Origin of the sequence: Streptomyces inusitatus (genome assembly GCF_014651115.1) — a bacterium.
GTDB lineage: Bacteria > Actinomycetota > Actinomycetes > Streptomycetales > Streptomycetaceae > Streptomyces > Streptomyces amakusaensis.
On record NZ_BMWG01000024.1, the window covers coordinates 24,475 to 48,627 of the forward strand.

The window sequence follows — 24,153 nt, forward strand, 5'->3', positions numbered from 1 at the left end:
GACGTGGTGAAGTCGCGGCTTGCCGCCCATGCGCTCTGTCTAATCTGGGAATCTGTCACTAGGTTCACTCCCGGACGATCACAGGGTGCCGCCGCTCAGGCGGCTCGTCGGAGGGAGTTCGAATGCGTCGGGTATTCGGGTCACGGGTCTCGCGTCGTGTGGCTGCGCTGACGGTGGCGGCTGCGTGGCTGGGCGCGGCTCAGACCGTGTCGGCATCAGCAACTGCGGAGGCGTACCAGACCACGATCACGCACAGTCAGTCCGGGAAGTGCCTGGACGGCAGCCTCTCCCAGGGTGTTCGCCTGGTCTCCTGCGATAGTGGGGCCTACCAGCAGTGGATCGTGAGTGTTTCGTCGGCCGCCACGATCAAGCATGTCCAGTCTGGGAAGTGTCTGGATGGAAGTGCCTCCCAGGGCATCCGCCTCATCACCTGTGACGGTGGGACGTACCAGCAGTGGAACACGAACCTCCCCGGGTACGTGGTCAAGCATGTCCAGTCTGGGAAGTGCCTGGATGGAAGCGTCTCCCAGGGCGTCCGCCTCATCACCTGCAGCGGCGCGAACTACCAGGCCTGGTACCTCTAACTCACCGCCGCCCGGCGCCAGCCCTGTTCACCCCTGCGGGGCCCGGCCGGGCCCCGCATCACGTTGCCCAAGCAGAATCACGGCCTCGGGATCATTCGAACCGTGGTTGGCGCTGCGATCGGTCACGTTCGGTGCTCTGGGCCGCTACAGTAACGGGCTCGACGGCAGCGACGTCCTGGGCTCGCGGCCGGCGGGGCCGGGCGAACGGGATTGCGGACCAGCCCTCCTCCAGGACGGCGTTGTGCTCCAGGAACTCGTACTGGGGGAACAGCTGGCGCAGGTCCGCGGCACCGGCGTCGACGGCCGCGCAGAGGAGCTTGGCCAGGCTGGTGCCGGTGATGGTGACCGCCTGCTCCAGTTCGGCGATGGAGGTGACCATCACCGGGATCTTGGTCTTGGGCAGGTCCGTGCGGTGCGCGGGGGTGTTGATCTGGTGGAACGGCTCTGCGGTCACCACCATCCCGATCATCCGGCGGTCGGTCGGGATGTCCGCGAGTTCCGGGTGCTTGTCGGAGCGGAGAAGGTCCACCGACCCGTTGATCTGATCGAACCCCTTCTTGATCGGCGTGCCGCGGAGGAGGGTGGTGAAGTCCTGCCCGCCGAGCCGCAGATGCTCGCCCGGGCGGGTCGACTTCACCTCGACCAGCAGGACCAGGTCGGGGAAGACGACGAAGAAGTCGATCGTCTTCTTCTCCTCCTTCTTGGAAAGCTTGACCAGGATCTCGGGGTGGATTTTGGCGTCGGGCAGCAGGTTGAGCTGGCGGCCGACGTAGCACTCGAAGAGCTTGCCGAAGTCGTTGGTGAACGCCTTGCCCCACTCTGAGTTGTTGTCGCCTCCGGTGTAGTAGAGGCCGAGAGGGGTGGCCTTGCCCAGAACGGCGGCCGGCACCGGGACGAGATAGCCGCCCGGGACACCGCCGACCAGCGGGCGGGACCGAAGCGGGTTGTGGGTGTAGCGGCGCAGGAGCGGGTCGTGGTCGGCGGGGAAGGCTGCGCGGAGCTTGTTCTTGGTGGTGACGAAGTGTTGGTTCAGGACCGTCTTGACCTGGGCAGGGGAGCGGAGGCCATCGAACTGGTCGTAGTCCGTGACGGGGAACCAGTCCAGGGCGAACCTGCCGCGGCGGCGCAGATTTGGCTGGGCGGTAGCGCAGCCCCAGATGAGGTGGACGATGCCGAGGTAGTCAGCCAGGGAGCAGCCGAGTAGGTCGTGGTCCCAACCCAGGAGGATCACCTTCAGCGGGTCTGCATCGTCTGGGTAGGAGGTCGGATCCAGCAGGGCTATGGAGCGGCTCAGCTGTGAGTAGGCGTCCTCCTGCCACGGGCCCTGGTGGTGGGTGGCCCGCTGCAGGTACCCCTCCCAGCGCTTCATCCCTTCCGGTTCCCGGGTGACTGGGTCGTCTAGGGCCAGGAACAGGTCAAGGATCTGACGGAGGTCCGGGCTGGTCGCGCTGGGCCGACCGTCCCGGCCCCGAGCCAGAGACACCCAGGCGGCGTCGAGCAGGGCCCACGGCACGTACAGGCCAAGGCCCTGGGCGGCCAGGTCGCGGCCGGGCGGGAGGCTGGCGCTGGTGGCCGCGATCAACTGCGTCAGCGAGTTCGGGTCGTGACGCAGGACCCGCTCGAAGTACTCGGTCTCCGGAACGGGGTATGGGGAGAGGGTTCGCCGCATACCTGAAGATTCTTCCCCTCTCCCGAGTGGGTGCGCGACGGGTTTTCCAGTACCGGGCGCTCGGGAGCCGACCGTGATCGACCTCAGCGGCAACCGCTGGACCGACGTGCTGAGGCCGGTAGGGCGTCGCAGCGCTGGGCGGTCAACCTTGGCTGGCACAAGAGACTCAGCGGTCGGTCTTCACTGACACATAACGCCGTCCTTCAACCTTCAATGGCAACCGATCAAGGTCTCCTGTCACAGGTCAATCGCGCTGAATCGCCCGGGCATTGTTCTGCGAGCTATTCCGATATATCGTTGAAGTATCGCGACTGATCAACGATGGAAGGAGCGTAACCATGCGTCCTCATGTTTTCGGGCAGGAGCCCGACAGTGGACACCGCGGTCCCGGTCATCCGGGTCGGGGTGGGTTCGACGGGCGGCGGGGGGCCTTCGGGCCGTTTGGTCCGCCCGGGCCGCCGTTCGGGCCGCCGTTCGGGGGTGGGCCCTTCGGTGGGCCGCCGTTCGGCGGTGGGGGTCGTGGGCGGCACGGGGGGCGGGGGAGGGCGCGGCGCGGGGATGTGCGTGCCTCGATCCTGGCGCTGCTCAAGGACCGTCCGATGCACGGGTACCAGATGATCCAGGAGATCGCCGAGCGCAGCGGCGGGGCCTGGAAGCCCAGCCCCGGTTCGGTCTACCCGACCCTTCAGCTGCTGGAGGACGAGGGGCTGATCACCAGTGCGAGCGAGGGCGGCAAGAAGCTGTTCACGCTCACCGAGCAGGGCACGGCCGAGGCGGAGGCCGGGCCGGACGCTCCCTGGGAGGAGGCCGGCCGGGGCGTCGACTGGGAGGCGGTCAATGAGACCCGGCAGGCGGTCTGGGGGCTGATGGAGGCCTTCGGCCAGGTCACGAAGACCGGCACCGCCGAGCAGCGGACCCGGGCCGTGGAGGTCGTCGACGAGGCCCGTAAGAAGCTCTATCTGATTCTCGCCGGCGAGCACTGACCGGCGGGTGCTGAACGGCGAACGGTGACCCGCCGGGGCTCAGCACTGGCGGGTCGTCAGATCGGTGCGCCCGATGGGCGGCCACCAGATCTCTGCCGAGTCGAACGAGTCGGAGGCCCGGGGGTGCGGCCCCTCGTCGTGGCAGTGGAAGGCCGCCCAGAACACGTCCGCGGGCAGCGCGGAGAGCGGTGCGTACACCCGGTAGACGTACTGCCGCCCGTCGGCTGCGAGCAGAGCGACCATCCAGAACATGACGGAAGGGACGCACTGGGGGAAGTCCCGGTTGCCGTCGGCACTCACGTACGGGAGTGAAGGGCAAGGCGGCGCGCGCCCCTGAGGACGAAGTGCCCCGATCTCATCCGCGAGGAGGAGGGACCGGTCGGTCGTGCCCACCTTCCGTGGGATGGGCAAATAGGACTCTACGGGGATGTATGGAGCGGCTTTCCCTGATGGAGTGGGAGATGTGCAGATCCACACCCGGCGACTGCCCGGGCAGCCCGCCGTCCCCGGGGCCGCAGACGACGCCGGACCCTGGGCCGAGCTGGCCCCGGTGATCGACGGGGCTCGCCGGAGGGCGGCGCGGGACGGCGACCGTCAGCCGGACACCGCCCATCTGCTGCATTCGCTGGTCGAGGCGGACCCCGGGGTCCGGGCCGCGCTCGGATCCCGGGTCGTGCGGGTGCTCGGCTATCTCGTGCAGCGCAGCATCGGCTACGGGCTGCGCTGGCGGGGCTCCGTCGAGGAGTCCGGCGCGCCGTCCGGCGTACGGGAGCGGGGGAAGGGCGCCGAGGCGTCCCGGTGGTCGCCCTCGGCGCTCGCCGCGCTCGACGCGGCGGTGGGGCGGGCCCGCTCGCGCGGGGACGCGCGGGTCGCGGGGGCCGATCTGCTCGCCGCCCTCGCCGCGGACTCCGGCTGCCGGGCGGTGGAGGTGCTGCGCCGGGCCGGGGTGGACGCCGAACAGCTCGGCGCGCGGATCGGGGCCGTCTGACCGGCGCACGCCCCCGAGCGCGCCCCTGACCGGTCTCGACACTGTCTCGACATGTGCAACAGCCTCGACGGTGCTGACGATCCCCTGCCATCATGTCCCGATGCACGTGTCTGGAAGCAGGAGTACGAGCCTGGGCATCGCCCTGGTCTCGGCGTTGGCGTTCGGTGGATCCGGCGTCGCGGCCAAGCCGCTGATCGAGGCGGGGCTCGACCCGCTGCACGTGGTGTGGCTGAGGGTGGCGGGCGCCGCGCTGGTGCTGCTCCCGCTGGCCTGGCTCCACCGTGATCTGCCCCGGCGCCAACCCCTGCTGCTGCTCGGCTTCGGGCTGTTCGCGGTCGCGGGCGTCCAGGCCTTCTACTTCGCCTCCATCTCCCGGATACCCGTGGGGGTCGCCCTGCTGGTGGAGTACCTCGGCCCGGCCCTGGTGCTCGGCTGGATACGGTTCGTCCAGCGCCGGCCCGTCACCCCGGCGGCGGCGGTGGGCGTGGTCCTCGCGGTCACCGGGCTCGCGTGCGTGGTCGAGGTGTGGGCGGGGCTGAGCTTCGACGCCCTGGGGCTGCTGCTCGCGCTGGGCGCGGCCTGCTGCCAGGCCTGCTACTTCGTCCTCTCCGACCACGGCAGCGACGGCGCGGAACCGGCGAATCCGCTGGGAGTGATCGCGTACGGACTGATCGTCGGAGCCCTGGTGCTGACGGTGATCGCCCGGCCGTGGGGGATGGACTTCTCGCTGCTCGCCGGGAACGCCGATCTCGGCGGCACCGAGGTGGCGGCCTGGGCGCTGCTCTGCTGGGTGGTGCTGATCTCCACCGTGTTCGCCTATGTCACCGGCGTTCTGTCGGTGCGGCTGCTGTCCCCGCAGGTGGCCGGGGTGGTGGCCTGTCTTGAGGCGGTCGTCGCGACCGTGCTGGCGTGGGTGCTGCTCCGGGAGCATCTGTCGCTGCCGCAGATCCTGGGCGGCTCGCTGGTGCTGGTGGGCGCGTTCATCGCCCAGTCGCGCGCGCCGAAGGCCCCTTCACCGCCGCCCCCGGCGCGCGCTCCCGCTCACAGCGCCGCGAGATAGTCCGGCAGGGCCACCGAGGGCGCGAGACCGGGGGCCGGTATCGGCGTTCCGTACCCGCTCACCAGCGGTACGACCCCGGTCCAGTACGGCAGCTCCGCGTCCTGCGGATCGTCGTTCGGCGGGCCGTTGCGGATCTTGGCCGAGACTTCGGCCAGATCCAGCCGCAGCACCCCCGTGGCCGCCAGCTCACGGTCGTTGGCCGGGCGGGAGTCCCGGGCGCGGCCCGGGACCACGGCGTCGACCAGGGCGTCGAAGGACAGCCGCTTCTCCGCCGGGTCCGTCACCCGGCGGGCCGTGCCGTGGATCATCACCGAGCGGTAGTTGAGCGAGTGGTGGAACGCCGAGCGGGCCAGCACCAGCCCGTCGACATGGGTCACCGTCAGGCAGACCTTCAGGCCCGGGTCGTCCCCCTCGCCCCCGCCTTCGCCCGCCGTACGCAGCGGGCGCGAGCCCGTCGAGCCGTGGACGTAGACGCGGCTGCCCACCCGGGCGTAGAGCGTCGGCAGCACCACCGGCGCGCCGTCCCGGAGGAAACCGAGATGGCAGACGTACGCCTCGTCGAGAATGGCGTGGACCTGTGCGTGGTCGTACACGGCGCGCTCGCGGGAGCGGGTGGGGACGGTGCGTTCGGTCGGCTCGTAGGCATCCGGCTCCGGCATTTGCGCCCTCCATTGCACTAGTGCATAATATAGTTTGTGCTAGGAGAATATCGGATCGCAGGGCGTCGCGCATCGGAGATCGCGGCCAGCATCGAGCAGGGCGTGGGCGCGGGGGAGCTGGAGCCCGGCGCGCTGCTGCCGCCGATGCGGGAGCTGGCGACCTCGCTCGGGGTCAACCCGAACACGGTGGCCGCCGCCTATCGCACCCTGCGCGAGCGCGGAGTCATCGAGACCGCGGGCCGCCGGGGCAGCCGGGTGCGCTCCCGGCCCACCCGCACCGCGCGCGGCTCCCTCCGGGTCGACGCCCCGCCCGGTGTCCGCGATGTGGGCGAGGGCAACCCCGACCCCGCGCTGCTGCCCCCGCTCCGTGACGCGCTGGCCGCCGCCGCGCTGGGCGACGAGCGACGGCCGGGGCTCTACGGACAGGCCCCCGTCGACGAGGAGTTCGCCCGGCTCGCCCGCGCCGCGCTGGACGAGGACGGTGTGCCCGACGGCCCGGTCGCGGTCACCTCCGGCTCGCTCGACGCCATCGAGCGGGTGCTCGCCGCGCATCTGCGGCCCGGCGACGCGGTCGCCGTCGAGGATCCGGGCTGGGGGAGCCTGCTCGACCTCGTGCCGTCCCTCGGGCTCCGGCCCGTCCCCGTCGGCGTCGACGACGACGGCCCCCTCCCCGCCGATGTGAAGCGGGCGCTCGCCGCCGGGGCCCGCGCGCTGATCGTCACCGACCGGGCCCAGAACCCCACCGGGGCCGTGATCGGCGAGCACCGCGCACAGCAGCTCCGCGCGGTCCTCACCCGCTTTCCCGACACCCTCCTGATCGAGGACGACCACGGGCACGCCATCGTCGACCAGCCGCTCCACCCCCTCGCCGGAACCACCCGGAGCTGGGCCTTCGTACGCTCCACCGCCAAGGCGTACGGGCCCGACCTCCGCGTCGCGCTGCTGACCGGCGACCCGGTCACCGTCGACCGGGTGACCGGCCGGCAGCAGCTGGGCCCCGGCTGGGTGAGCCGACTCCTCCAGCGGGCCGTAGTCCAGCTCTGGACCTCGGGCGCGGTCGATCCGCTCGCCGTGGCCCGCTCGTACGGGGAGCGGCGCGACGCGCTCGTGCGCGCCCTGGCCGAGCGGGGCGTCGAGGCGCACGGCCGCAGCGGGATGAATGTCTGGGTGCCGGTGCTCGACGAGACCGGCGCGGTGACCCGGCTGCTGCGCTCCGGCTGGGCGGTCGCCCCCGGCGCGCGGTACCGGCTCGACTCGCCGCCCGCCGTCCGGGTCACCGTCTCGCAGCTCTCGGCGGCGGACATCGTGCCGATCGCCGACGCCCTGGCCGACGCCGCGGGTCCCGCCCCCGCGCGCAGCTACGGCTGAGGGGCCGGGGCCGGGGCCGGGGCTGTGGCTGTGGCCCCGGCCTGCGCGACCGGCTCGGCGGCGCGGGGCGGCCTACGGCGGGGGCGGCTCTGTGTCAGCGCCGCCCCCGCCAGGACGATCAGCGCGCCCACCGGGGTGTTCCAGCCCAGCTCCTCGCCGAGCAGGGTGACGCCCGCCGCCGTGGCGATGACCGGGATGAAGTACGTGACCATCTGCGCGGTGGTCGGACCGATCTCCTCCACCAGCCCGTACTGGAGCAGCAGCGCCAGCCCGGTGCCCAGCGCGCCGAGCGCCACCACCGCCAGCAGCGGCACCACCGCGAACGACTCGGGTACGGAGGTGAACAGCGGGGTGACGACGGCCAGCTGGACCGTGGCCAGCCCCAGCTGGGTCCCGGTGAGGGAGAGGTGCGAGTGGCCGGAGTCCGCCAGCGTGCGGCGGACGTAGATCCAGCCGATCGCGTAGAACAGCGAGGCGAGCAGCGCCATCGCGGTGCCCCGGACGTCGAGCCCGGAGAACCCCTGCCAGGCCCCCAGCACGGTGAGCACCCCCAGGAAGCCGAGGCCGAGACCGGCGACCCGCCGCCGGGTGGGCCGGTCCTCCGAGAGCGCGACCAGGGAGAGCAGCATGCCCCACAGCGGTGAGGTGGCGTTGCAGATGCCCGCCAGCGTCGAGGGGATCGTGAGTTCCGCGTACGAGAACAGCGAGAACGGTATGGCGTTGAGCAGCAGCGCGGCCACGGTCAGATGACCCCAGGTGCGGGCCCCGCGCGGCAGCCGCTCCCGGCGCACGGCCATCGCCGCGGCCAGTACCGCCGTACCGAAGAACAGCCGGCCGAAGGTGACCTGGAACGGCGCGAACCCTTCGGTGCCGACCTTGATGAGAAGGAAGCTGAACCCCCAGATGAGGGAGACGACCGCGAAGCGGATCCGCCAGTCCAGCCGGCGGCGGGCGGAGCCCGGCGGCTCGGTGGGGACAGGGGGAGGAGTCGCGTGGACGCGGACGGCGGAGGTCATGGCTCTCACTCTCACCCGTTCAACCTCGTAGAACAAGCGAGAATTTGTTCAGTAGTTCGATTAGCATTGCTTACATGTTGAATCTGGAGCGCCTGCGGACCCTGGACGCGCTCGCCCGCCACGGCTCGGTCAGCGGCGCGGCCGACGGGCTGCATGTGACCACATCGGCCGTCTCCCAGCAGCTGGCCAAGCTGGAGCGCGAGGTCGGCCAGCAGCTGCTCGCCAAGAACGGGCGCGGCGTCCGGCTCACCGACGCCGGACGGCTGCTCGCGGACCACGCGGCACGGATCATCTCCCAGGTGGAGCTGGCCCAGTCCGACATCGAGGCCCAGCGCGGCCAGGTCGTCGGCGAGGCCAGGATCGGGGCGTTCCCCACCGCCGCCCGGGGGCTCTTCCCCGCAGCGCTCGCCGCGCTCCGCGCCGACCACCCCGAGCTGCGCGTCCGCTCCCGGGAGCTGGAGCCGGAGCAGGGGCTGAGAGCCGTCGTCCGGGGCGATCTCGATCTCGCCGTCGTGCTCGACTGGAGCAATAAACGACTGCCCGTCCCCGGCGGGCTCGCCCAGGCCCATCTGCTCGACGACATGCCCGACATCGCCATGCCCGCGGGCCACCGGCTCGCCGGCCGCTCCGAGGCGGACCTGGAGGAGTTCGCCGACGACGACTGGGTCTCCTGGCCGGAGGGCGAGTTCTGCCACGACTGGCTGATGTTCACCCTGCGCTCCCGGGGCATCGAGCCCCGCATCCCCCATCTCGCGGGCGAGCATCACACCCAGCTCGCGCTGATCGCGGCCGGCCTCGGCGTCTGCATCACCCCCAGGCTCGGCCGGGGCCCGGTCCCCGAGGGCGTGGCGCTCGTGCCCGTACGGCAGCGCGTGGTGCGCCATGTGTACGCGGTGTGGCGCACCGACGCGGACCGGCGGCCGTCGATCAGGGCCGCCGTCGGCGCGCTGCGTGCGGCGGCGGGTCCGGGGCCCGGGTCGGGTCCCGGACCGGGCTCAGCGCTCTGACAGCTTGCCGAAGTCCCAGGACGCGATCGCGTCCGGGGTCAGCCGCAGCCAGGCGTGCCCGCCGTCGTGCGGCATCCGGTCGAGGCCGAAGTACTTCCGGGCGAACAGCCGCTCCGGGGTCTCCAGCTCCGGACAGGGCTCCCCGGTGCGCGGAGCCTCGCCGACCCGGACCGCCGAGCCCGACAGCTCGACCCCGCGCAGCTCCCCGTACGCCTCGCCGGAGTCCATCACCGCCGACAGCCGGGGATCGCGGAGCAGCTGGGCCCAGCGGCGGCTGCGGGTCAGCGAGTACAGCCACAGGGAGGCGCCGTCCCAGACGAACCAGAGCGGGCTGACGTGCGGACGGCCGTCCGGGCCCGTGGTGGCCACCCGGCAGGTGCGCCGCGCGGAGAGGAAGGCGTCCCGCTCGGCGGGCGTCATCATGATCCGGCGGCCCCGGCGCTGCACGGCTGCCACGGCGACCCCTCACCCCGTATCTGACTATGTGTCAGAAAGCATGGGCGTCCCGCTCGCCGAGCGCAAGGGGGGCGGCCTCGTCGGCCCGCCTCATCGGCCCGTCTCATCGGCCCAGGGACTCCTTGAGGAAAGCCGTCTCCAGCCGCAGAAGGCTGCTCGCCTGGTCCCGAGCGGTGACCCGGTGCCCGGCCCCCGACAGCGGCAGCACCCGGTGCGGGCGGCCCGCCGCGAGCAGCGCGGCGGACAGCCGCAGGGTGTGCGCGAAGACCACATTGTCGTCCGCCACCCCGTGCACCAGCAGCAGCGGGCGGCTGAGCAGATGCGCGTACGGCACCAGCGAGCTGCGCCGGTACGCCTCCGGGAACACCTCGGGGTGTCCCAGGAAGCGCTCCTCCCAGTGGGTGTCGTAGAGCCGGCGGTCGGTCGGGGCCGCGCCCGCCACGGCGGCGTGGAAGATCTCCGGGTGGTGCAGCACCGCGCCCGCCGCCAGATAGCCGCCGAAGGACCAGCCGCGGATCGCCACCGCCCCGAGGTCGAGGTCCGGATACCGCTCCGCCGCGTCGTGCAGGGCGTCGATCTGGTCCTGGAGCACCGGGCCCAGCCGGTCGCCGTGGACGGCCTGCTCCCACTCCCGGCCCCGCCCCGGGGTCCCCCGGCCGTCCGTCACCAGCACCGCGAACCCCTGCTCCGCGAACCACTGCGAGAGACAGGACCACCACAGCCGGGCCCGCACCACCAACTGCATCTGAGCCCCCGCATAGGGGTTGAGCAGCACCGGAAGGGGACCCGAGCCCGGCTTGTGCCAGGAGGGCAGATAGAGCTGGGCGCGCAGTTCGCGCTCGCCCAGCGAGAGCGGCAGCGGCTTCGGCACGACCACCGGCTCCTCCGCGAGCACCGCGATCCGCCCGGCCGGCTCGCCGCCCCTGAGCACGGTCACCGTACGCCCCGACTCGGTCAGGCTGTCCAGGACGACGGTGCCGCCCCCGGCCCTGGCACAGTGGACGCCGGGCCCCTCGCTGAGCCGGACGAAACCGTCGGCGGGGTCGTGGAACCACACATGTATCTCGGTCGGTTCCTCGTTCGCGAGGAAGAAGACCCGCTCGCCGACCGTCCCGAGCACCTCCCGGACATTCACCCCGCCCGGCGACCGCACTCCGCCGATCCGCAGCCCCCGCAGTCCGTCGCCCGCCGTGAAGGCCGTGATCGCCGTGCCGGAAGCAGTCCTTCCGGGAAGGCCGGGCACCAGCTCCACCCAGACCGGATCGCGCTCCGTGTGCAGCGTCTCGGTCGTTCCGCTGTACGGGTCGACCGCCAGCAGTACGGCGGTGCGCTGGTCACGGGTCTGCACCCGCACCAGCGGGCCGTGCGCGTCCCACCCCGCCGAGACCACGTACTCGAAGGCCCGGTCGGTCCAGCCCCGGGAGCGGAGAGGCTCCTCGGCGTCGGCGGCGGCCGGCAGCTCCACCGGGGTCCACCCGCCGCTCAGCCGCAGGATGTGCAGCGACACCTCTGCGTTCGCCGTCCCCGCCACCGGGTAGCGGACCGCCCTCGGCGGCCGTGCCGGATCGGCCGGATCGGCCAGGTACCAGCGCTGTACGGGGGAGTCGTCCACCCGCGCCACCAGCAGGGCGTCCCCCGAGGGCGACCACCAGTAGCCCCGCGACCGCCCCATCGACTCGGCCGCCGTGTGCTCGGCCAGACCGTAGCTCACCTCGGGTTTCTCGGGTACGGCGAGCGGACGGCCGCCGGTCCCGTCCGCGCGTACGACATGGAGCGCGCCGCCGCTGACATAGGCGATCGAGGCGCCGTCGGGGGAGGGACGGGGATCGACCACCGGACCCGCCGCCGGAATCCGCCGGGGCGCGTCGCCGTCGGTGGTGACGGTCCACAGCTCCCCGCCCAGCGCGAAGGCGACGAGCCGGGCCTCGGCGTCGGTCGCGTACGACACCACCCCCGCGGCGAACTCCCGGGCGCGTTCCCGGCGTACCCGCTCCGCCTCGGGAACGCTTCCCGGCTCCTCGCCCAGCAGCAGGGGGTCGGCGAGGAGCCGCTCCCGCCCGGACTCGTACAGCCAGAGCCCGCTCATCGGGTCGTCGCCCGCCATGCTTCGGACGAACAGCACACGCAGCCCGTCCGGCGAGACGGTGAAGTGGTGGGGGACGCCGAGGGCGAATCGGGCGGTACGGGCGAACTGCTCGGTGAATTCGGGGACGGCGACGCCGGCGTCCCCGCGGTCTGTGCTGTTCTCGTTCATCAGGGATCATTCGCACCCCGGCCCCCGCGCGCGCAACCGGATTTCCTTCTATCCGTCCAGGCGCGTGGACGCTTCGACGAGAGCGACCTCGGGTTTCCGCTGGTCGCCGACCCGCCGGCCGGTGACCTGGCTGGACAGCAGCCGCAGCGCGTCGCCCGAGGCGCTGTCATTGGGCGTGTAGACCTCAAGCCGGTGATCGGGACTGTCGGGCTGGAGCCACACCTGATAGTCGACACTGACCCCTCCGACGGTCGGGTGCCGCAGGCGCATGGTGCCCACGGTGCAGTCCGCGACGTCTCCGGTGGCCCACAGCGTGGCGAAGTCGCTGCTGCGCATGGCCAGCTCGCCGACCAGCTCGGCCAGTCGCGCGTCGGTGGGATACCGGCCCGCGGTGAGCCGCAGATAGGCGACATGGATCTTGGCCAGTTCATCCCAGTTCTGATGGAGATCACGGCTGAAGGAGTCCAGGAAGAACATCCGGGGGAGGGACGGCCGCCGCGCCAGATCGTCGGGAGCGTCGAAGTCGAGGTGCTCCGCGACGAGGGCGTGCCCGGTGCGGTTCCAGGCCAGCACATCACCGCGGCGGCCCAGCAGCACGGCCGGGGCGCTCTCCCCCAGGGACGACAGAAGCGCGAGCACCCGGGAGTGCGGACGCTCCGTCAGAGGGCGCACCAGCCGCGGAGTGACGGGCTGACGGGCGAGATTGTGCAGATGGGCCGTCTCGGTCCGGTCGAGCTGGAGCACCCGGGCGAGCGCGTCGAGCACCTGTTGGGAGGCGGTGCCTGCCTGTCCCTGCTCCAGCCGGGTGTAGTAGCCGACGCTCACGCCGGCCAGCTGGGCGAGTTCCTCACGGCGCAGGCCCGGTACACGACGGGCGGTGCCGTAGGCGCGCAGTCCGACGTCGGTGGGCGTGACCCGGTCGCGGCGGGTTTTGAGATACACACCGAGGCTCTCCAGTTCCATGGCCCCGAGAGTAGGGGAGGACCGTCCGGGTCTGGGTATCCCTGCGGGGTGTACCCATGGCGTGGGGCTGGTTGGCGAGCGCCCGAAGTCGCACCGTCGGGGACATGAATGAACAGCGTGTCTCTCAACCGCCCGGGCCGCGGGCGTGGCTCGGTCTGCTGGTCACCCTCGGACCCGTACTGCTCGTGGCGATGGACGGGTCGGTCCTCTTCCTGGCGATGCCCAAGGTGACCGAGGCCTTGTCGCCCACCGCCGACCAGGCCCTGTGGACTCTGGACATCTACGGATTCGCGGTCGGGTCGCTGCTTGTCGCCTTCGGCAACATCGGCGACCGGTACGGCCGGCTGAAGCTGCTGATGATCGGTGTGGCGGCGTTCGGCATCGCCTCGGCCGGGGCGGCGTTCGCGCCCACCCCGGAACTGCTGATCGCCTTCCGGGCGCTGATGGGCATCGCCGGGGCCACACTGCTCCCGTCGGCCCTCGCGGTGCTCAGCGAGCTGTTCACCGACCCCCGCCGACGGGCGAGGGCGATCGGAATCTTCGCGGCCACCTTCGCCGCCGGGTTCGCCATCGGCCCGCTCGTCGGCGGACAGCTGCTCAGCAGGTTCTGGTGGGGGTCGGTCTTCCTGATCAACCTCCCTGTCATCCTGCTGTTCCTGATCCTGGCGCCGATCCTGCTCCGTGAGGTGCGCGCCACCCGGCCCGGCCGTGTCGACCCCCTGAGCGTCTTCCTCTCCGCCGCCGGACTGCTGCCGGTCATCTACGCGATCAAGCACGCCGCCACGGAGGGGCTGACGGTCGGCACCGTGATCGCCGGAGTCGTCGGCCTCGCGGGCCTGGTGTGGTTCGCCCGCCGACAGAGGAGCCTTGAGCACCCGCTGATCGATTTCAGCCTCTTCCGCGACCGGGTTTTCACGATCGCGATCATCACCGGGCTGCTGCCGCTGGCCGCGTGGTCGGCCACCGCCTACCTCGCCGGCGTCTACCTCCAGTCCGTGCACGGACTGAAGGTCCTGGACGCGGCCCTCCTCACGATCCCCGGCGCCCTGGTGCTCACCGTCACCTGCATCGTCACGCCGTCGCTGGTCGGGCGCATCGGCAAGCGAGCGGCGCTCATCACCTGCCACTTCTGCGTCGCCGCGGGTCTGCTCCTGCTTCTGCTGCTGCCCGCCGACGGCTCCGGCGGGACCGGCTGGTACCTCGCGTCCACCATCGTCGCGGGCCTCGGCTACGGCATCTCCTTCAGCGTCGTCGCCGACACCGCCGTCGCCGCGGTCCCCCCGGAGCGCGCCGGGTCCGCCGCCGCGCTCGCCGAGACCAGCAACGAGATCGGCAACGCCCTCGGCATCGCGCTTCTGGGCTCGCTCGCCACCCTGTTCTTCCGGCTCCAGGGCCCGGACCTCGCGGGCACCCTCAACGAGACGCTCCAGATTCCCGATCTCGTCCCCGCGGTGATCAGCGACGCGAAGTCCGCCTTCGTGACCGGCCTCCACGTCGTCGCCGTCACCGCCGGTGTTCTGCACGCCGCGCTCGGCGTCCTCGCCCTGCGCTGGCTGCCGAAGTCCCTCTCCGACGCGGACGACGCCGGTGACGCCGGTGGCGCCGGTGACGCGGGCGCGGAGTCCCCGGCCCGGATCGCCGACGGGGAGACCAGCGGCGTCCGCTGACTCCGGCGGAGGCCACGGCAATGATCCATTTCGTCGATTGCCAGGGAGCCGAGCCGTATAGCCTGGGGAAATGCTGACAGAAGTCACAGCTACCCGTTACGTCACGCCCTTGCGTGAAGGCGGCTCGCTCCCGGGCATCGTCGAGGCCGACGATCTCGGTACGTATGTCATGAAGTTCACCGGAGCCGGACAGGGCCGTAAGACCCTGGTCGCCGAGGTCGTCTGCGGACAGCTGGGCCGCCGGCTCGGGCTGCGCGTCCCGGAGCTGACCGGTATTCAGCTGGATCCGGTGATCGGGCTCGGCGAGCCGGACCAGGAGGTGCAGGAGCTGCTGAAGGCCAGCGGCGGTCTCAACCTCGGCATGGACTATCTGCCGGGCTCGATCGGCTTCGACCCGCTGGCGTACGAGGTGGACCCGGCCGAGGCGGGCCGGATCGTCTGGTTCGACGCGCTGATCAACAACGTCGACCGCTCCTGGCGCAACCCCAATATGCTGGTGTGGCACGGCGATGTGTGGCTCATTGACCACGGCGCCACCATGATCTGGCATCACAACTGGCCGGGTGCGGCGGCCTCCGCCGCCAAGCCCTACGACGCCTCCGACCATGTGCTGGCCCGCTTCCGGCCGGACATCCCGGCGGCCGCCGCCGAGCTGGCCCCGCTCGTCACCGAGGAACTGCTGACCGAGGTCGCCGCCGACGTCCCCGACGAGTGGCTGGTCGACGAGCCGGGCTTCGCCACCACCGACGCACTGCGCCGGGCCTATGTGGAAGCCCTGCTTCCGCGTGCCGCGTCGATCCATGCGAGGATCACGCTCGGCGAGCCCACCGCTCCGCGCCCTTCGCGCGCGCCGGGCTGGCTGACGGGCCGGCCGGACGCGGACGAGAAGGAGGCGGGGGCATGACGGGACGCGAGGTCTTCGAGTACGCGCTGCTGCGCGTGGTGCCCCGCATCGAGCGGGGGGAGTGCTTCAACGCGGGGGTGCTGGTCTACTCCCGCGCCCGCTCCTTCGTCGCCGCGCGCACCCATTTGGACGAGGCGAAGCTGAGGGCCCTGGATCCCGGGGCCGATGTGGCCGGAGTGCGCGCCGCGCTCCACGCCGTGGAATCCGTGTGCTGCGGCGGCGCGGTCGCCGGGCAGGCGGCCGGGGACGATGCCGGGCGGCGTTTCCGCTGGCTGATCGCCCCCCGTTCCACCGTCGTCCAGCCCGGACCGGTGCACACGGGGCTGACCGCCGACCCCGAGGCCGAGGTCGACCGGCTGCTCGGCCTGCTGGTGCGCTGACCGCTCTCCGCCACCGCTCCCCGCCCCCCTGCCCGGTGTCCGTCGCCGGGTGATTCCGCGCGGGCCGCCCGGCGCACCCGGTGGGCCGTTGACACCGGGTGCGCCGGGCTTCTAGCGTCTCGTCTGCCGAAGGTACTAAGCGGTCGCTCATCCCTGGGCGTGCGGGCTGCCGGACGAGCCGCTCCCCGGGTGCGCGCCGCGCTCAAGGGCGAGGAGAGCCACGTATGTCCACCACCGAGCAGCGCACCGCCGTCGTCACCGGGGCGGCCCGGGGCATCGGCGCGGCGACCGCCGTACGACTGGCGGCCGAGGGCCGCGCGGTCGCCGTGCTCGATCTCGACGAGCAGAGCTGCGAAGAGACGGTCGGCAGGATCGCGGAGACGGGTGGCAGGGCCCTCGCGGTCGGCTGTGACGTGTCCGACAGCGCCCAGGTGGAGGCTGCGGTGGCGAAGGTCGCCGCCGAGCTGGGACCGCCGGTGATCCTCGTCAACAACGCCGGTGTGCTCCGGGACAACCTGCTGTTCAAGATGAGCGAGTCCGACTGGGACACCGTGATGAACGTGCATCTCAAGGGCGCGTTCCTGATGGCAAAGGCTTGTCAGGGGCACATGGTCGACGCCGGCTTCGGCCGGATCGTCTCGCTCTCCTCGTCCTCCGCGCTCGGAAACCGGGGCCAGGCCAACTACGCGGCGGTCAAGGCCGGGCTCCAGGGGTTCACCAAGACGCTCGCCAAGGAGCTCGGCAAGTTCGGGGTCACCGCGAACGCCGTCGCCCCCGGGTTCGTCGTCACGGAGATGACCGCCCGGACCGCCGCCCGCGTCGGGATGGACTTCGAGGAGTTCCAGACCGCCGCCGCCGCGCAGATCCCCGTCCAGCGGGTGGGGCGGCCCGAGGACATCGCCAACGCCATCGCCTTCTTCGCGGGCGACGACGCGGGCTTTGTCTCCGGGCAGGTGCTGTACGTGGCCGGCGGACCGCTCAACTGAGGGCGGGGCGGCGCGAGATGACGGAGCGTGTGCCGGAGAGCGGCAGGGTCGCGCTGATCACCGGCGGCAGCCGGGGCATCGGCTACGCGGTCGCCGAGGCGCTGGTCGCGCGCGGCGACAGGGTGTGCCTCACCGGCCGGGGCGAGGAGGCGCTGAGGGAGGCGGTCGAGCGGCTCGGGGCCGACCGGGCCATCGCCGTACCGGGAAAGGCGCAGGACGAGACCCACCGGGCGGCGGCGGTGGAGCGCGTCATGGAGACCTTCGGGCGGGTCGATTTCCTGGTGAACAACGCGGGGACCAACCCGGTGATCGGGCCCATGGCGGAGCTGGATCCGAATGTCGTGCGCAAGGTGTTCGAGACCAATGTGATCTCGGCGCTCGGTTTCGCTCAGCAGACCTACCGAGCCTGGCAGCGGGAGAACGGCGGTGCGATCGTGAACATCGCGTCCGTCGCCGGACTCGCCCCCTCGCCCTTCATCGGGGCCTATGGAATGAGCAAGGCGGCCATGGTGAATCTGACTCTCCAGCTCGCCCATGAATTCGCCCCCCGGGTGAGGGTCAACGCGATCGCACCGGCAGTGGTCAAGACCAAATTCGCGCGGGCGCTCTACGAGGGCAGGGAGGCCGAGGCGGCCGCGGCCTACCCGCTGGGCCGGCTCGGAATGCCGGAGGACGTCGGCGGCGCGGCGGCGTTCCTCACTTCGGACCAGTCCGACTGGATCACCGGCCAGACTCTGGTGGTCGACGGCGGGGTGTTCCTCAAGGCAGGGCTGTGAGCGGCCCCCGCCGGGCCGCAGGTTGACCCGGCGGGAGGCTGCGGTATGGTCGGCCAACTCACGGCTGAACGAGGAGCGTGCACGTGTTCTATCGGACCTGCCTGCGGGCCGGCGCAGCCCTGGCGTCCATATCCCTGTTGGCGGGTTGCGGCCTGTTCTCAGATACGGAAGCGGGCGGCCAGAAGAAGATTTCCGTCGGGACCACCAGTGAGCCCACGACACTTGATCCGGCTGCCGCCTGGGACAGTTCCTGGGAGCTGTACCGGAATGTGTTTCAGACGTTGTTGAGTTTCCCGACCGGGAGTACGGCTCCGCAGCCCGACGCGGCCCAGAGCTGCGAGTTCGCGGATGCCGCGAGCAAGACCTATGTCTGTGTACTGAAGCCGGGTCTGGTCTTCTCCAATGGTGAGAAACTCGATGCCGCGGCCGTCAAGCACTCCATCGACCGCATCCGGCTGATCGACGTGCCGAACGGGCCCAGCGGTCTGCTCAACTCGCTCGGCAGCGTCGAGCTGGTGGGCGATCGCACGGTGAAGTTCCATCTGAAGGTCGCGGACGCCACCTTCCCCTTCATCCTCGCCACTCCGGCCGCCTCGCTGGTGCCGCCCGGGGAGTACCCCCGCAACTCCCTCCGCGACGACGGCCGGGTGGTCGGCTCGGGCCCCTATGTGCTGCGTTCGTACTCCAAGGGCAAGAAGGCCGAGCTGGCCGGCAACGAGACCTACGACGGCTACGCGAAGCGTCAGAACGACTCCCTGACCATCCGCTACTTCACCGACTCCGCCGCCATGGTGAGCGCGCTGCGGGAGAAGGAGATCCAGGCCACCTACCGGGGCCTGGACGCCAACGAGGTCGTGGAGCTCCAGCGGAAGAAGCCGGAGAACGAGGATCTGCGGCTGATCGAGACGGTCGGCACGGACATCCGCTACCTGGTCTTCAACGCCAGGGACACGAACGCGGGCAAGCTCCCCGTGCGCCAGGCGGTCGCCCAGCTGGTCGACCGGGGCGAACTGGTCTCCAAGGTCTACCAGGGCACGGCCGAGCCGCTGTACTCCATGGTCCCCAAGGGCATCGTGGGGCACACCACGGAGTTCTTCGACCACTACGGCGACCCCAACGTCGCCAAGGCGCGGAAGATCCTCGCGGACGGGGGCGTCGAGACGCCCGTGCGGCTGGACCTCTGGTACACCGACCGGTACGGCTCCACGACCGCGCTGGAGTTCAAGGAGCTGAAGCGCCAGCTCGAAGCCTCGGGACTGTTCAAGGTCAAGGTGACGGGCAAGCCGGAGGCCGAGTTCCTGAAGGGGTACAAGAGCGGGTCCTACCCGGTCTTCGGCCGCGGCTGGATCCCCGACTTCCCGGACCCGGACAACTATGTGGCCCCCTTCGTCGGTGAGAACAACGTGCTCGCCACCCCGTATGTGAACGACGAGATCACCAAGGAGCTGCTGCCCGCGTCCCGGCGCGAGAGCGACCGCGGCGCGGTGGCCAAGGACTTCCAGCGGGTGCAGGAGATCGTCGCCGAGGAGGTGCGGCTGCTGCCGCTGTGGCAGGGCAAGCTGTACATCGCCGTCAGCGAGGAGATGGGCGGCGGCGAGCGCGCCTTCGACCCGCAGTCGATCATGCAGATGTGGGAGCTGTACCGGAAGGCCAGCTGGTAGCGGGCCGACGGGCCGCTCGAAGCGGCCGTTGTCAGTGCCTCCGGGTAGGTTCTGTGTTCGGTAACAGATCGCTTTCCGGAGGTTCTTGACGTGACCGACACCGACAAGCTGCCCGAGTCCTGGCGCGGCGTCCTCGGCGAAGAGCTGGCGCAGCCCTACTTCAAGGAGCTGACCGAGTTCGTCGAGGAGGAGCGGGCCAAGGGGCCGGTGTATCCGCCGCGCGAGGAGGTCTTCGCCGCTCTCGACGCCACGCCGTACGACAAGGTCAAGGTCCTCATCCTCGGCCAGGACCCGTACCACGGCGAGGGGCAGGGGCACGGGCTGTGCTTCTCGGTGCGGCCGGGCGTCAGGACCCCGCCCTCGCTGCGGAACATCTACAAGGAGATGCACACCGAGCTGGGGCTGCCCGTCCCGGACAACGGCTATCTGATGCCCTGGGCCGAGCAGGGCGTCCTCCTGCTCAACGCGGTGCTCACCGTGCGGGCGGGCGAGGCCAACTCCCACAAGGGCAAGGGGTGGGAGAAGGTCACCGACGCGGTGATCAGGGCCGTCGCCTCCCGTCCCGACCCGGCCGTATTCGTCCTCTGGGGGAATTACGCCCAGAAGAAGCTGCCCCTGATCGACGAGAGCCGGCACGTGGTGGTGAAGGGGGCGCATCCCTCGCCGCTGTCGGCGAAGAAGTTCTTCGGCTCCCGGCCCTTCACCCAGATCAACGAGGCGGTGGCGGCCCAGGGCCATGAGCCCATCGACTGGCGCATCCCCGACCTGGGCTGAGCTCGCCGCCGGGACACGGGCCGGGGTCCGGGGTCCGAGCCTGTGCCGGTTTGTCCGTTGTGGGCTAGGGTCAGACAGACCCTAGCCGCGTGAGGTGTGGATCGTCGCCGCCGCTCGCCGCATGGACGTGGGAGGCCGCAGTGATGGAGCAGCAGAAGGCGTCGGAGGACGCCCTCATGACGCGGATCGGGCAGGCGGTCATGCTGCTGCACGGCGGCGACCGGGAAGAGGCGCGGAATCGGTTCGGCGCCATCTGGTCGGAGATCGGCGAGCGGGGCGACGCCCTGCACCGCTGCACCCTCGCGCACTACATGGCGGACACCCAGGACGACCCGGGGGACGAGCTGGCCTGGGATCTGCGGGCCCTGGCCGCGGCCGAGAGCCTGCGCGCCGAGGGGGAGCCCGCTCCCTCGGTGCGGGCCTTCTACCCGTCCCTCCATGTCAGCCTCGCCGCCGACTACCTCAAACTCCGCAGGCCCGGCGCCGCCCGGATCCATCTCGACCGGGCGCGCGGGGTGCTGGACACCCTGGGGGACGACGGATACGGCCGGGGTGTGCGCAGCGCCTTCCAGCGGCTGGAAAGGGCGCTGGGGCCGGAGTGAGCCACGGCCGTGCCCACGGCCGTACCCACGGCCGTGCCCACGGCCGGGCCGGGCCCGGAAGTCAGCGGCCCCGACGACCCGCGCCGCCCGCCGATCTCCCGTACGCCTCCCGGCACATCCGCGACTCCGCGCCGCCCGGCCGCCAGCCGCCGTACGCCTCGGTCAGCGCGCACACATCCGGCCGCGCGACACTCCTGGTCGACGGCGCGGGGCGCGGAGTGCGCCGGACGGGTACGGGGGCGGGGGCGGACGCGGCCGGAGGAGCGGCCCGCTGCCGGGCCCGGGGCTCGGCGGCGGGAGGCGCGACGGCCCGGGGCTCGGACACGGGCGGCACGGCGGGCCGCACGGGCAGGGCCTCGGCCCGGTCCGGGGCGGGCCGCGCGGCCGGCTTCCCCGGCGGGGCGTGCAGCATCTCGCGGGCCGGGCCCTGCCGGGCGATCTGCGGCCGGGCGACCGGCGGCGGACCGTCGGCCGCGGCCGACGGCCGGGGCCGCGCCTCCACGGTCACACACCCGGAGAGGGCGGGCCAGGACACGGCCCAGACCGTCATGAGCAGCAGGACCTTCACCGGGACTCTCGGAGGGATCTTCACAGGGCGCACGGGCGTCACTCTGACGTGTCCCGGGCCCGCCGAAGGTCATATGGACGCCAGTTGGCCCGCACGGGTGACCCCGGTCCCGTCTGTCGGCCCAGCGCGGCCCAGCGCGGCCCGGTGAACTCGCCCGCCGCCGGCCGCCGGGGCACCCGTATGCTGACCGGGCCCGGCAGGGGCACGCCGCACAACTCTGGAGGCAATTCGTGAAGGTCGGCTGCATCGGTCTCGGCGACATCGCGCAGAAGGCCTATCTCCCCGTGCTCGGCTCACTGCCGGACGTCGAGCTGCACCTCCAGACCCGTACCCCCGAGACCCTGGACCGGGTCGGCGAGACCCATCACGTTCCGGCGGAGCGCCGCCACACCGACCTGGAGTCCCTGATCGGCCAGGGGCTCGACGCGGCCTTCGTCCACGCGCCGACCGCCGCCCACGCGGGCATCGCCACGGCGCTCGTCGAGGCGGGAGTGCCGACCTATGTCGACAAGCCGCTCGCCTACGAACTGGCCGACTCCCGGGCGCTCGTGGAGCTGGCCGAAGCCCGCGGCACCAGCCTCACCGTCGGCTTCAACCGCCGGCTGGCACCCGGCTACGCCCAGTGTCTGGACCACCCGCGCGAACTGATCCTGATGCAGAAGAACCGCGTCGGGCTCCCCGAGGACCCGCGCACCTTCGTCCTCGACGACTTCATCCATGTCGTCGACACCCTGCGCTTCCTCGTCCCCGGGCCCGTCGAGCACACCGATGTGCGCGCCCGGACCGTCGACGGACTGCTCCAGCACGTCGTGCTCCAGCTCTCCGGCGACGGCTTCACCGCCATCGGCTCGATGAACCACCGCAGCGGCTCCACCGAGGAGATCCTCGAAGTCTCGGGCCAGGACACCAAGCGCGAGGTGCGCAACCTCGCCGAGATCGTGGACCACAAGGGACAGCCGAGCGTCCGCAGGCGCGGCGACTGGGTGCCGGTCGCCCGCCAGCGCGGCATCGAGCAGGCCGTCCTGGGCTTCCTCGACGCCGTACGCGCCGGGAAACTCCTCAGCGCCCAGGACGCCCTGAAGACCCATGAGCTGTGCGAGCTGGTCGTTCTCCGCGCCCTGGAGCAGGCCTCCTCCTGAGCGGGGCGGAGCACCGTACCGCCGCCAGTGCCACCAGCACGGCGAGCGCGCCGCGCACCGGCCAGTCGCCGAACCGGACATAACCGGTGCTCCCGTGCGCCAGCGGTACGCCGTACACGGCGGCCGTGCTGCTCGCCGTGGGCAGCGGGCGGCCGATCCGGCTCCCGTCGGGGCCGTGGACCACGCTCACCCCGGTGAGCGTGGCGTGCACCGCCGTGCGGCCGGACTCGGCGGCGCGCAGCGCGGCGAGTGAGGCGTGCTGTTCGGGGGCCCAGCTGTCCTGGAAGGACGAGGTCGCCGACTGGGCCACCAGCAACTGCGCCCCGTCCCGGACCAGGCGCCTGCTCATGTCGGGGAACGCGGACTCGAAGCAGACCAGCGGCCCGACGCGCGGCCCGCCGTCCGGCAGCCGCATCACCACCGGACGCTCCCCGCGCAGCCGGTCCTCGCCCGCCGCCCTGCCCACCGAGGTCGCCCAGCCGAGCAGCTTCCGGGCCGGGACGTACTCCCCGAAGGGGACCAGGCGCATCTTGTCGTAGCGGTCGCCCGTCGGCCCCTCGGGGCCCACCAGCACCGAACTCTTGAATATCCCGCCCCGGCCGGACGCGTCGGTGCGCCGCGCGTCCACATTCACCAGCAGCGGCGCGCCCGTCGCCCGGGAGAGGGCGGCGAGCCGGGCCGCCAGATCGGGCCGCTCCCGCAGATCCGCGCCCACACTGCTCTCGCCCCAGACCACCAGGTCGAGATCGCGGCCCACGAGCCCCAGCGTCAGCTCCTCACCCCTGGCGAAGCGCCGTTCCACGCTCCCCGCGCCCTCGAACACCCCGGGCTGGACGATCGCGACCCTGGCCGTACCCGACTCCACGGGCCTCGGAGCGAAGGACCAGAGCGCCGCTGCCGCCAGCGCGCCCAGGGCCGTACCGCAGGCCACGGCGGCACGGGCCCGTGGCACCGCGATCAGCAGGACGATCGCCGTGTTCACCGCCACCACCAGCAGACTCACCAGCCACACCCCGCCGGCGGACGCCAGCCTCAGCGCGGGGGAGACCTGCCACTGGCTGGCCCCCAGCAGACCCCAGGGGCCGCCCAGCCCCTCCCAGGAGCGGAGCAGCTCGATCATCAGCCAGCCCGAGGGGAGGACGGCGAGCGCCGCGAGGGCGCGGGCCTGGGAGGGGACGCCGCCCGTCATCGAGCGGACCAGCCATCCCCAGGGGGCCCACGCCGCCGCCAGCAGCGCCGCCACCACCACGAGGAAGACATGGAGGCTCGGCGTCAGCCAGTGATGGACGGCGATCATGAAGCCCATGCCGCCGAGCCAGCCCTCGAAGGCGGCCCGTCGGCCCGTCGGCGCGGTGCGTATCAGCAGCATCCACGGGACGAGGGCGGCGTACGCGAGCCACCACAGCGAGGGCTCGGGGAAGGCGAGCGCCGGGAGCGCGCCCGAGAGCAGGGCGGCGACGGCGCGCAGCGGGGGCCGCCAGGAGGCCCGGCCCGCCCGCGCGGAGCCGCCGCCCGGAGCCGTGTCCGTACCCGTACCCGTGCTCGGTTCTGTACCCGTGCCTGGTTCCGTACCCGATTCAGGGCCGGTTCCCGGGCCGGTTTCCCGCCGTCGGGGCCGGTCGGCCGGTGTCCGCATCCCGTGCCTCCTCGTCCTGCCTCGAAGGGACGGCGAGCAGTGCCTCTCCAGTG

General features: G+C 71.9%; 24 protein-coding genes. 15 read left to right on the forward strand and 9 right to left on the reverse strand.

Annotation, left to right across the window (positions count from 1 at the left end; all coding sequences use genetic code 11):
- The first annotated feature begins 122 nt into the window (after positions 1-122).
- Positions 123-584: an RICIN domain-containing protein gene (locus tag IE247_RS35085; RefSeq protein WP_373305620.1), complete on the forward strand. Its 462-nt coding sequence runs from the start codon at positions 123-125 to the stop codon at positions 582-584.
- 91 nt (positions 585-675) lie between these two features.
- Here the strand turns inward: IE247_RS35085 and IE247_RS27925 are convergent, their stop codons facing one another.
- Positions 676-2,253: a hypothetical protein gene (locus IE247_RS27925; protein WP_190126086.1), complete on the reverse strand. Its 1,578-nt coding sequence runs from the start codon at positions 2,251-2,253 to the stop codon at positions 676-678.
- A 338-nt stretch (positions 2,254-2,591) separates the two neighbouring features.
- On the opposite strand from IE247_RS27925, the gene IE247_RS27930 reads away from it, so the two are divergent.
- Positions 2,592-3,236 (forward strand): PadR family transcriptional regulator, encoded by a 645-nt coding sequence (locus IE247_RS27930; RefSeq protein WP_190126087.1) that lies wholly within the window; start codon positions 2,592-2,594, stop codon positions 3,234-3,236.
- A 39-nt stretch (positions 3,237-3,275) separates the two neighbouring features.
- Here IE247_RS27930 and IE247_RS27935 read toward each other — a convergent pair whose 3' ends face one another.
- Positions 3,276-3,488, reverse strand: a complete 213-nt coding sequence (locus IE247_RS27935; protein ID WP_190126180.1) for a hypothetical protein — start codon at positions 3,486-3,488, stop codon at positions 3,276-3,278.
- A gap of 211 nt (positions 3,489-3,699) precedes the next feature.
- Here IE247_RS27935 and IE247_RS27940 point away from each other — a divergent pair, with 211 nt between their 5' ends.
- Positions 3,700-4,224 (forward strand): Clp protease N-terminal domain-containing protein, encoded by a 525-nt coding sequence (locus tag IE247_RS27940; protein ID WP_229869390.1) that lies wholly within the window; start codon positions 3,700-3,702, stop codon positions 4,222-4,224.
- 100 nt (positions 4,225-4,324) lie between these two features.
- The gene (locus IE247_RS27945; protein WP_190126089.1) at positions 4,325-5,284 is read left to right on the forward strand and encodes an EamA family transporter; all 960 of its coding nucleotides are present in this window, start codon (positions 4,325-4,327) and stop codon (positions 5,282-5,284) included.
- Here IE247_RS27945 and IE247_RS27950 read toward each other — a convergent pair.
- On the reverse strand, positions 5,266-5,943 hold the full coding sequence (locus IE247_RS27950) for a pyridoxamine 5'-phosphate oxidase family protein (RefSeq protein WP_190126090.1): 678 nt from the start codon (positions 5,941-5,943) through the stop codon (positions 5,266-5,268). The genes IE247_RS27945 and IE247_RS27950 overlap by 19 nt on opposite strands.
- Positions 5,944-5,979: 36 nt before the next feature.
- On the opposite strand from IE247_RS27950, the gene IE247_RS27955 reads away from it, so the two are divergent.
- A complete protein-coding gene (locus tag IE247_RS27955) occupies positions 5,980-7,311 on the forward strand; it encodes an aminotransferase class I/II-fold pyridoxal phosphate-dependent enzyme (protein WP_190126091.1) in 1,332 nt (443 codons plus the stop codon).
- On the opposite strand, the gene IE247_RS27960 is transcribed toward IE247_RS27955, so the two are convergent.
- On the reverse strand, positions 7,302-8,327 hold the full coding sequence (locus IE247_RS27960; RefSeq protein ID WP_190126092.1) for a DMT family transporter: 1,026 nt from the start codon (positions 8,325-8,327) through the stop codon (positions 7,302-7,304). The genes IE247_RS27955 and IE247_RS27960 overlap by 10 nt on opposite strands.
- A gap of 74 nt (positions 8,328-8,401) precedes the next feature.
- Here IE247_RS27960 and IE247_RS27965 point away from each other — a divergent pair, with 74 nt between their 5' ends.
- Complete coding sequence (locus tag IE247_RS27965; RefSeq protein WP_190126093.1) at positions 8,402-9,334, forward strand: LysR family transcriptional regulator; 933 nt, start codon at positions 8,402-8,404, stop codon at positions 9,332-9,334.
- Here the strand turns inward: IE247_RS27965 and IE247_RS27970 are convergent.
- From IE247_RS27970 to IE247_RS27980, 3 genes are all read right to left on the reverse strand, one after another.
- The gene (locus IE247_RS27970; RefSeq protein WP_190126094.1) at positions 9,323-9,790 is read right to left on the reverse strand and encodes a pyridoxamine 5'-phosphate oxidase family protein; all 468 of its coding nucleotides are present in this window, start codon (positions 9,788-9,790) and stop codon (positions 9,323-9,325) included. The two genes, IE247_RS27965 and IE247_RS27970, sit on opposite strands and share 12 nt — an antisense overlap.
- 103 nt (positions 9,791-9,893) lie before the next feature.
- Entirely contained in the window at positions 9,894-12,044 is a 2,151-nt protein-coding gene (locus tag IE247_RS27975; protein WP_190126095.1) for a S9 family peptidase, read from the reverse strand.
- A gap of 48 nt (positions 12,045-12,092) precedes the next feature.
- Positions 12,093-13,007, reverse strand: a complete 915-nt coding sequence (locus tag IE247_RS27980) for a helix-turn-helix transcriptional regulator (protein WP_190126096.1) — start codon at positions 13,005-13,007, stop codon at positions 12,093-12,095.
- Between the two features lie 104 nt (positions 13,008-13,111).
- Between IE247_RS27980 and IE247_RS27985 the strand changes: the two genes are divergently transcribed.
- From IE247_RS27985 to IE247_RS28020, 8 genes are all read left to right on the forward strand, one after another.
- A complete protein-coding gene (locus IE247_RS27985) occupies positions 13,112-14,674 on the forward strand; it encodes an MFS transporter (protein ID WP_190126097.1) in 1,563 nt (520 codons plus the stop codon).
- A gap of 70 nt (positions 14,675-14,744) precedes the next feature.
- Complete coding sequence (locus tag IE247_RS27990) at positions 14,745-15,578, forward strand: HipA family kinase (protein ID WP_190126098.1); 834 nt, start codon at positions 14,745-14,747, stop codon at positions 15,576-15,578.
- Positions 15,575-15,958: a DUF3037 domain-containing protein gene (locus IE247_RS27995; protein WP_190126099.1), complete on the forward strand. Its 384-nt coding sequence runs from the start codon at positions 15,575-15,577 to the stop codon at positions 15,956-15,958. Before IE247_RS27990 ends, IE247_RS27995 begins: the two co-directional genes overlap by 4 nt.
- A gap of 224 nt (positions 15,959-16,182) precedes the next feature.
- On the forward strand, positions 16,183-16,944 hold the full coding sequence (gene fabG / locus IE247_RS28000) for a 3-oxoacyl-ACP reductase FabG (protein WP_190126100.1): 762 nt from the start codon (positions 16,183-16,185) through the stop codon (positions 16,942-16,944).
- Positions 16,945-16,961: 17 nt separating this feature from the next.
- The gene (locus IE247_RS28005) at positions 16,962-17,720 is read left to right on the forward strand and encodes an SDR family oxidoreductase (RefSeq protein WP_190126101.1); all 759 of its coding nucleotides are present in this window, start codon (positions 16,962-16,964) and stop codon (positions 17,718-17,720) included.
- A gap of 83 nt (positions 17,721-17,803) precedes the next feature.
- Positions 17,804-19,381, forward strand: a complete 1,578-nt coding sequence (locus IE247_RS28010) for an ABC transporter substrate-binding protein (protein WP_190126102.1) — start codon at positions 17,804-17,806, stop codon at positions 19,379-19,381.
- Between the two features lie 90 nt (positions 19,382-19,471).
- Positions 19,472-20,155 carry a uracil-DNA glycosylase gene (locus IE247_RS28015; RefSeq protein WP_190126103.1) on the forward strand — a complete coding sequence of 228 codons (684 nt, stop codon included), beginning with the start codon at positions 19,472-19,474 and terminating at the stop codon, positions 20,153-20,155.
- A gap of 143 nt (positions 20,156-20,298) precedes the next feature.
- Positions 20,299-20,757: a hypothetical protein gene (locus tag IE247_RS28020; protein WP_190126104.1), complete on the forward strand. Its 459-nt coding sequence runs from the start codon at positions 20,299-20,301 to the stop codon at positions 20,755-20,757.
- A 61-nt stretch (positions 20,758-20,818) separates the two neighbouring features.
- Here IE247_RS28020 and IE247_RS28025 read toward each other — a convergent pair whose 3' ends face one another.
- Positions 20,819-21,358: a hypothetical protein gene (locus IE247_RS28025; protein WP_229869407.1), complete on the reverse strand. Its 540-nt coding sequence runs from the start codon at positions 21,356-21,358 to the stop codon at positions 20,819-20,821.
- A gap of 197 nt (positions 21,359-21,555) precedes the next feature.
- Here IE247_RS28025 and IE247_RS28030 point away from each other — a divergent pair, with 197 nt between their 5' ends.
- Entirely contained in the window at positions 21,556-22,464 is a 909-nt protein-coding gene (locus IE247_RS28030; RefSeq protein ID WP_190126105.1) for a Gfo/Idh/MocA family protein, read from the forward strand.
- On the opposite strand, the gene lnt is transcribed toward IE247_RS28030, so the two are convergent.
- Positions 22,385-24,100 (reverse strand): apolipoprotein N-acyltransferase, encoded by a 1,716-nt coding sequence (gene lnt / locus IE247_RS28035; RefSeq protein WP_190126106.1) that lies wholly within the window; start codon positions 24,098-24,100, stop codon positions 22,385-22,387. The genes IE247_RS28030 and lnt overlap by 80 nt on opposite strands.
- Positions 24,101-24,153: the final 53 nt, after the last annotated feature.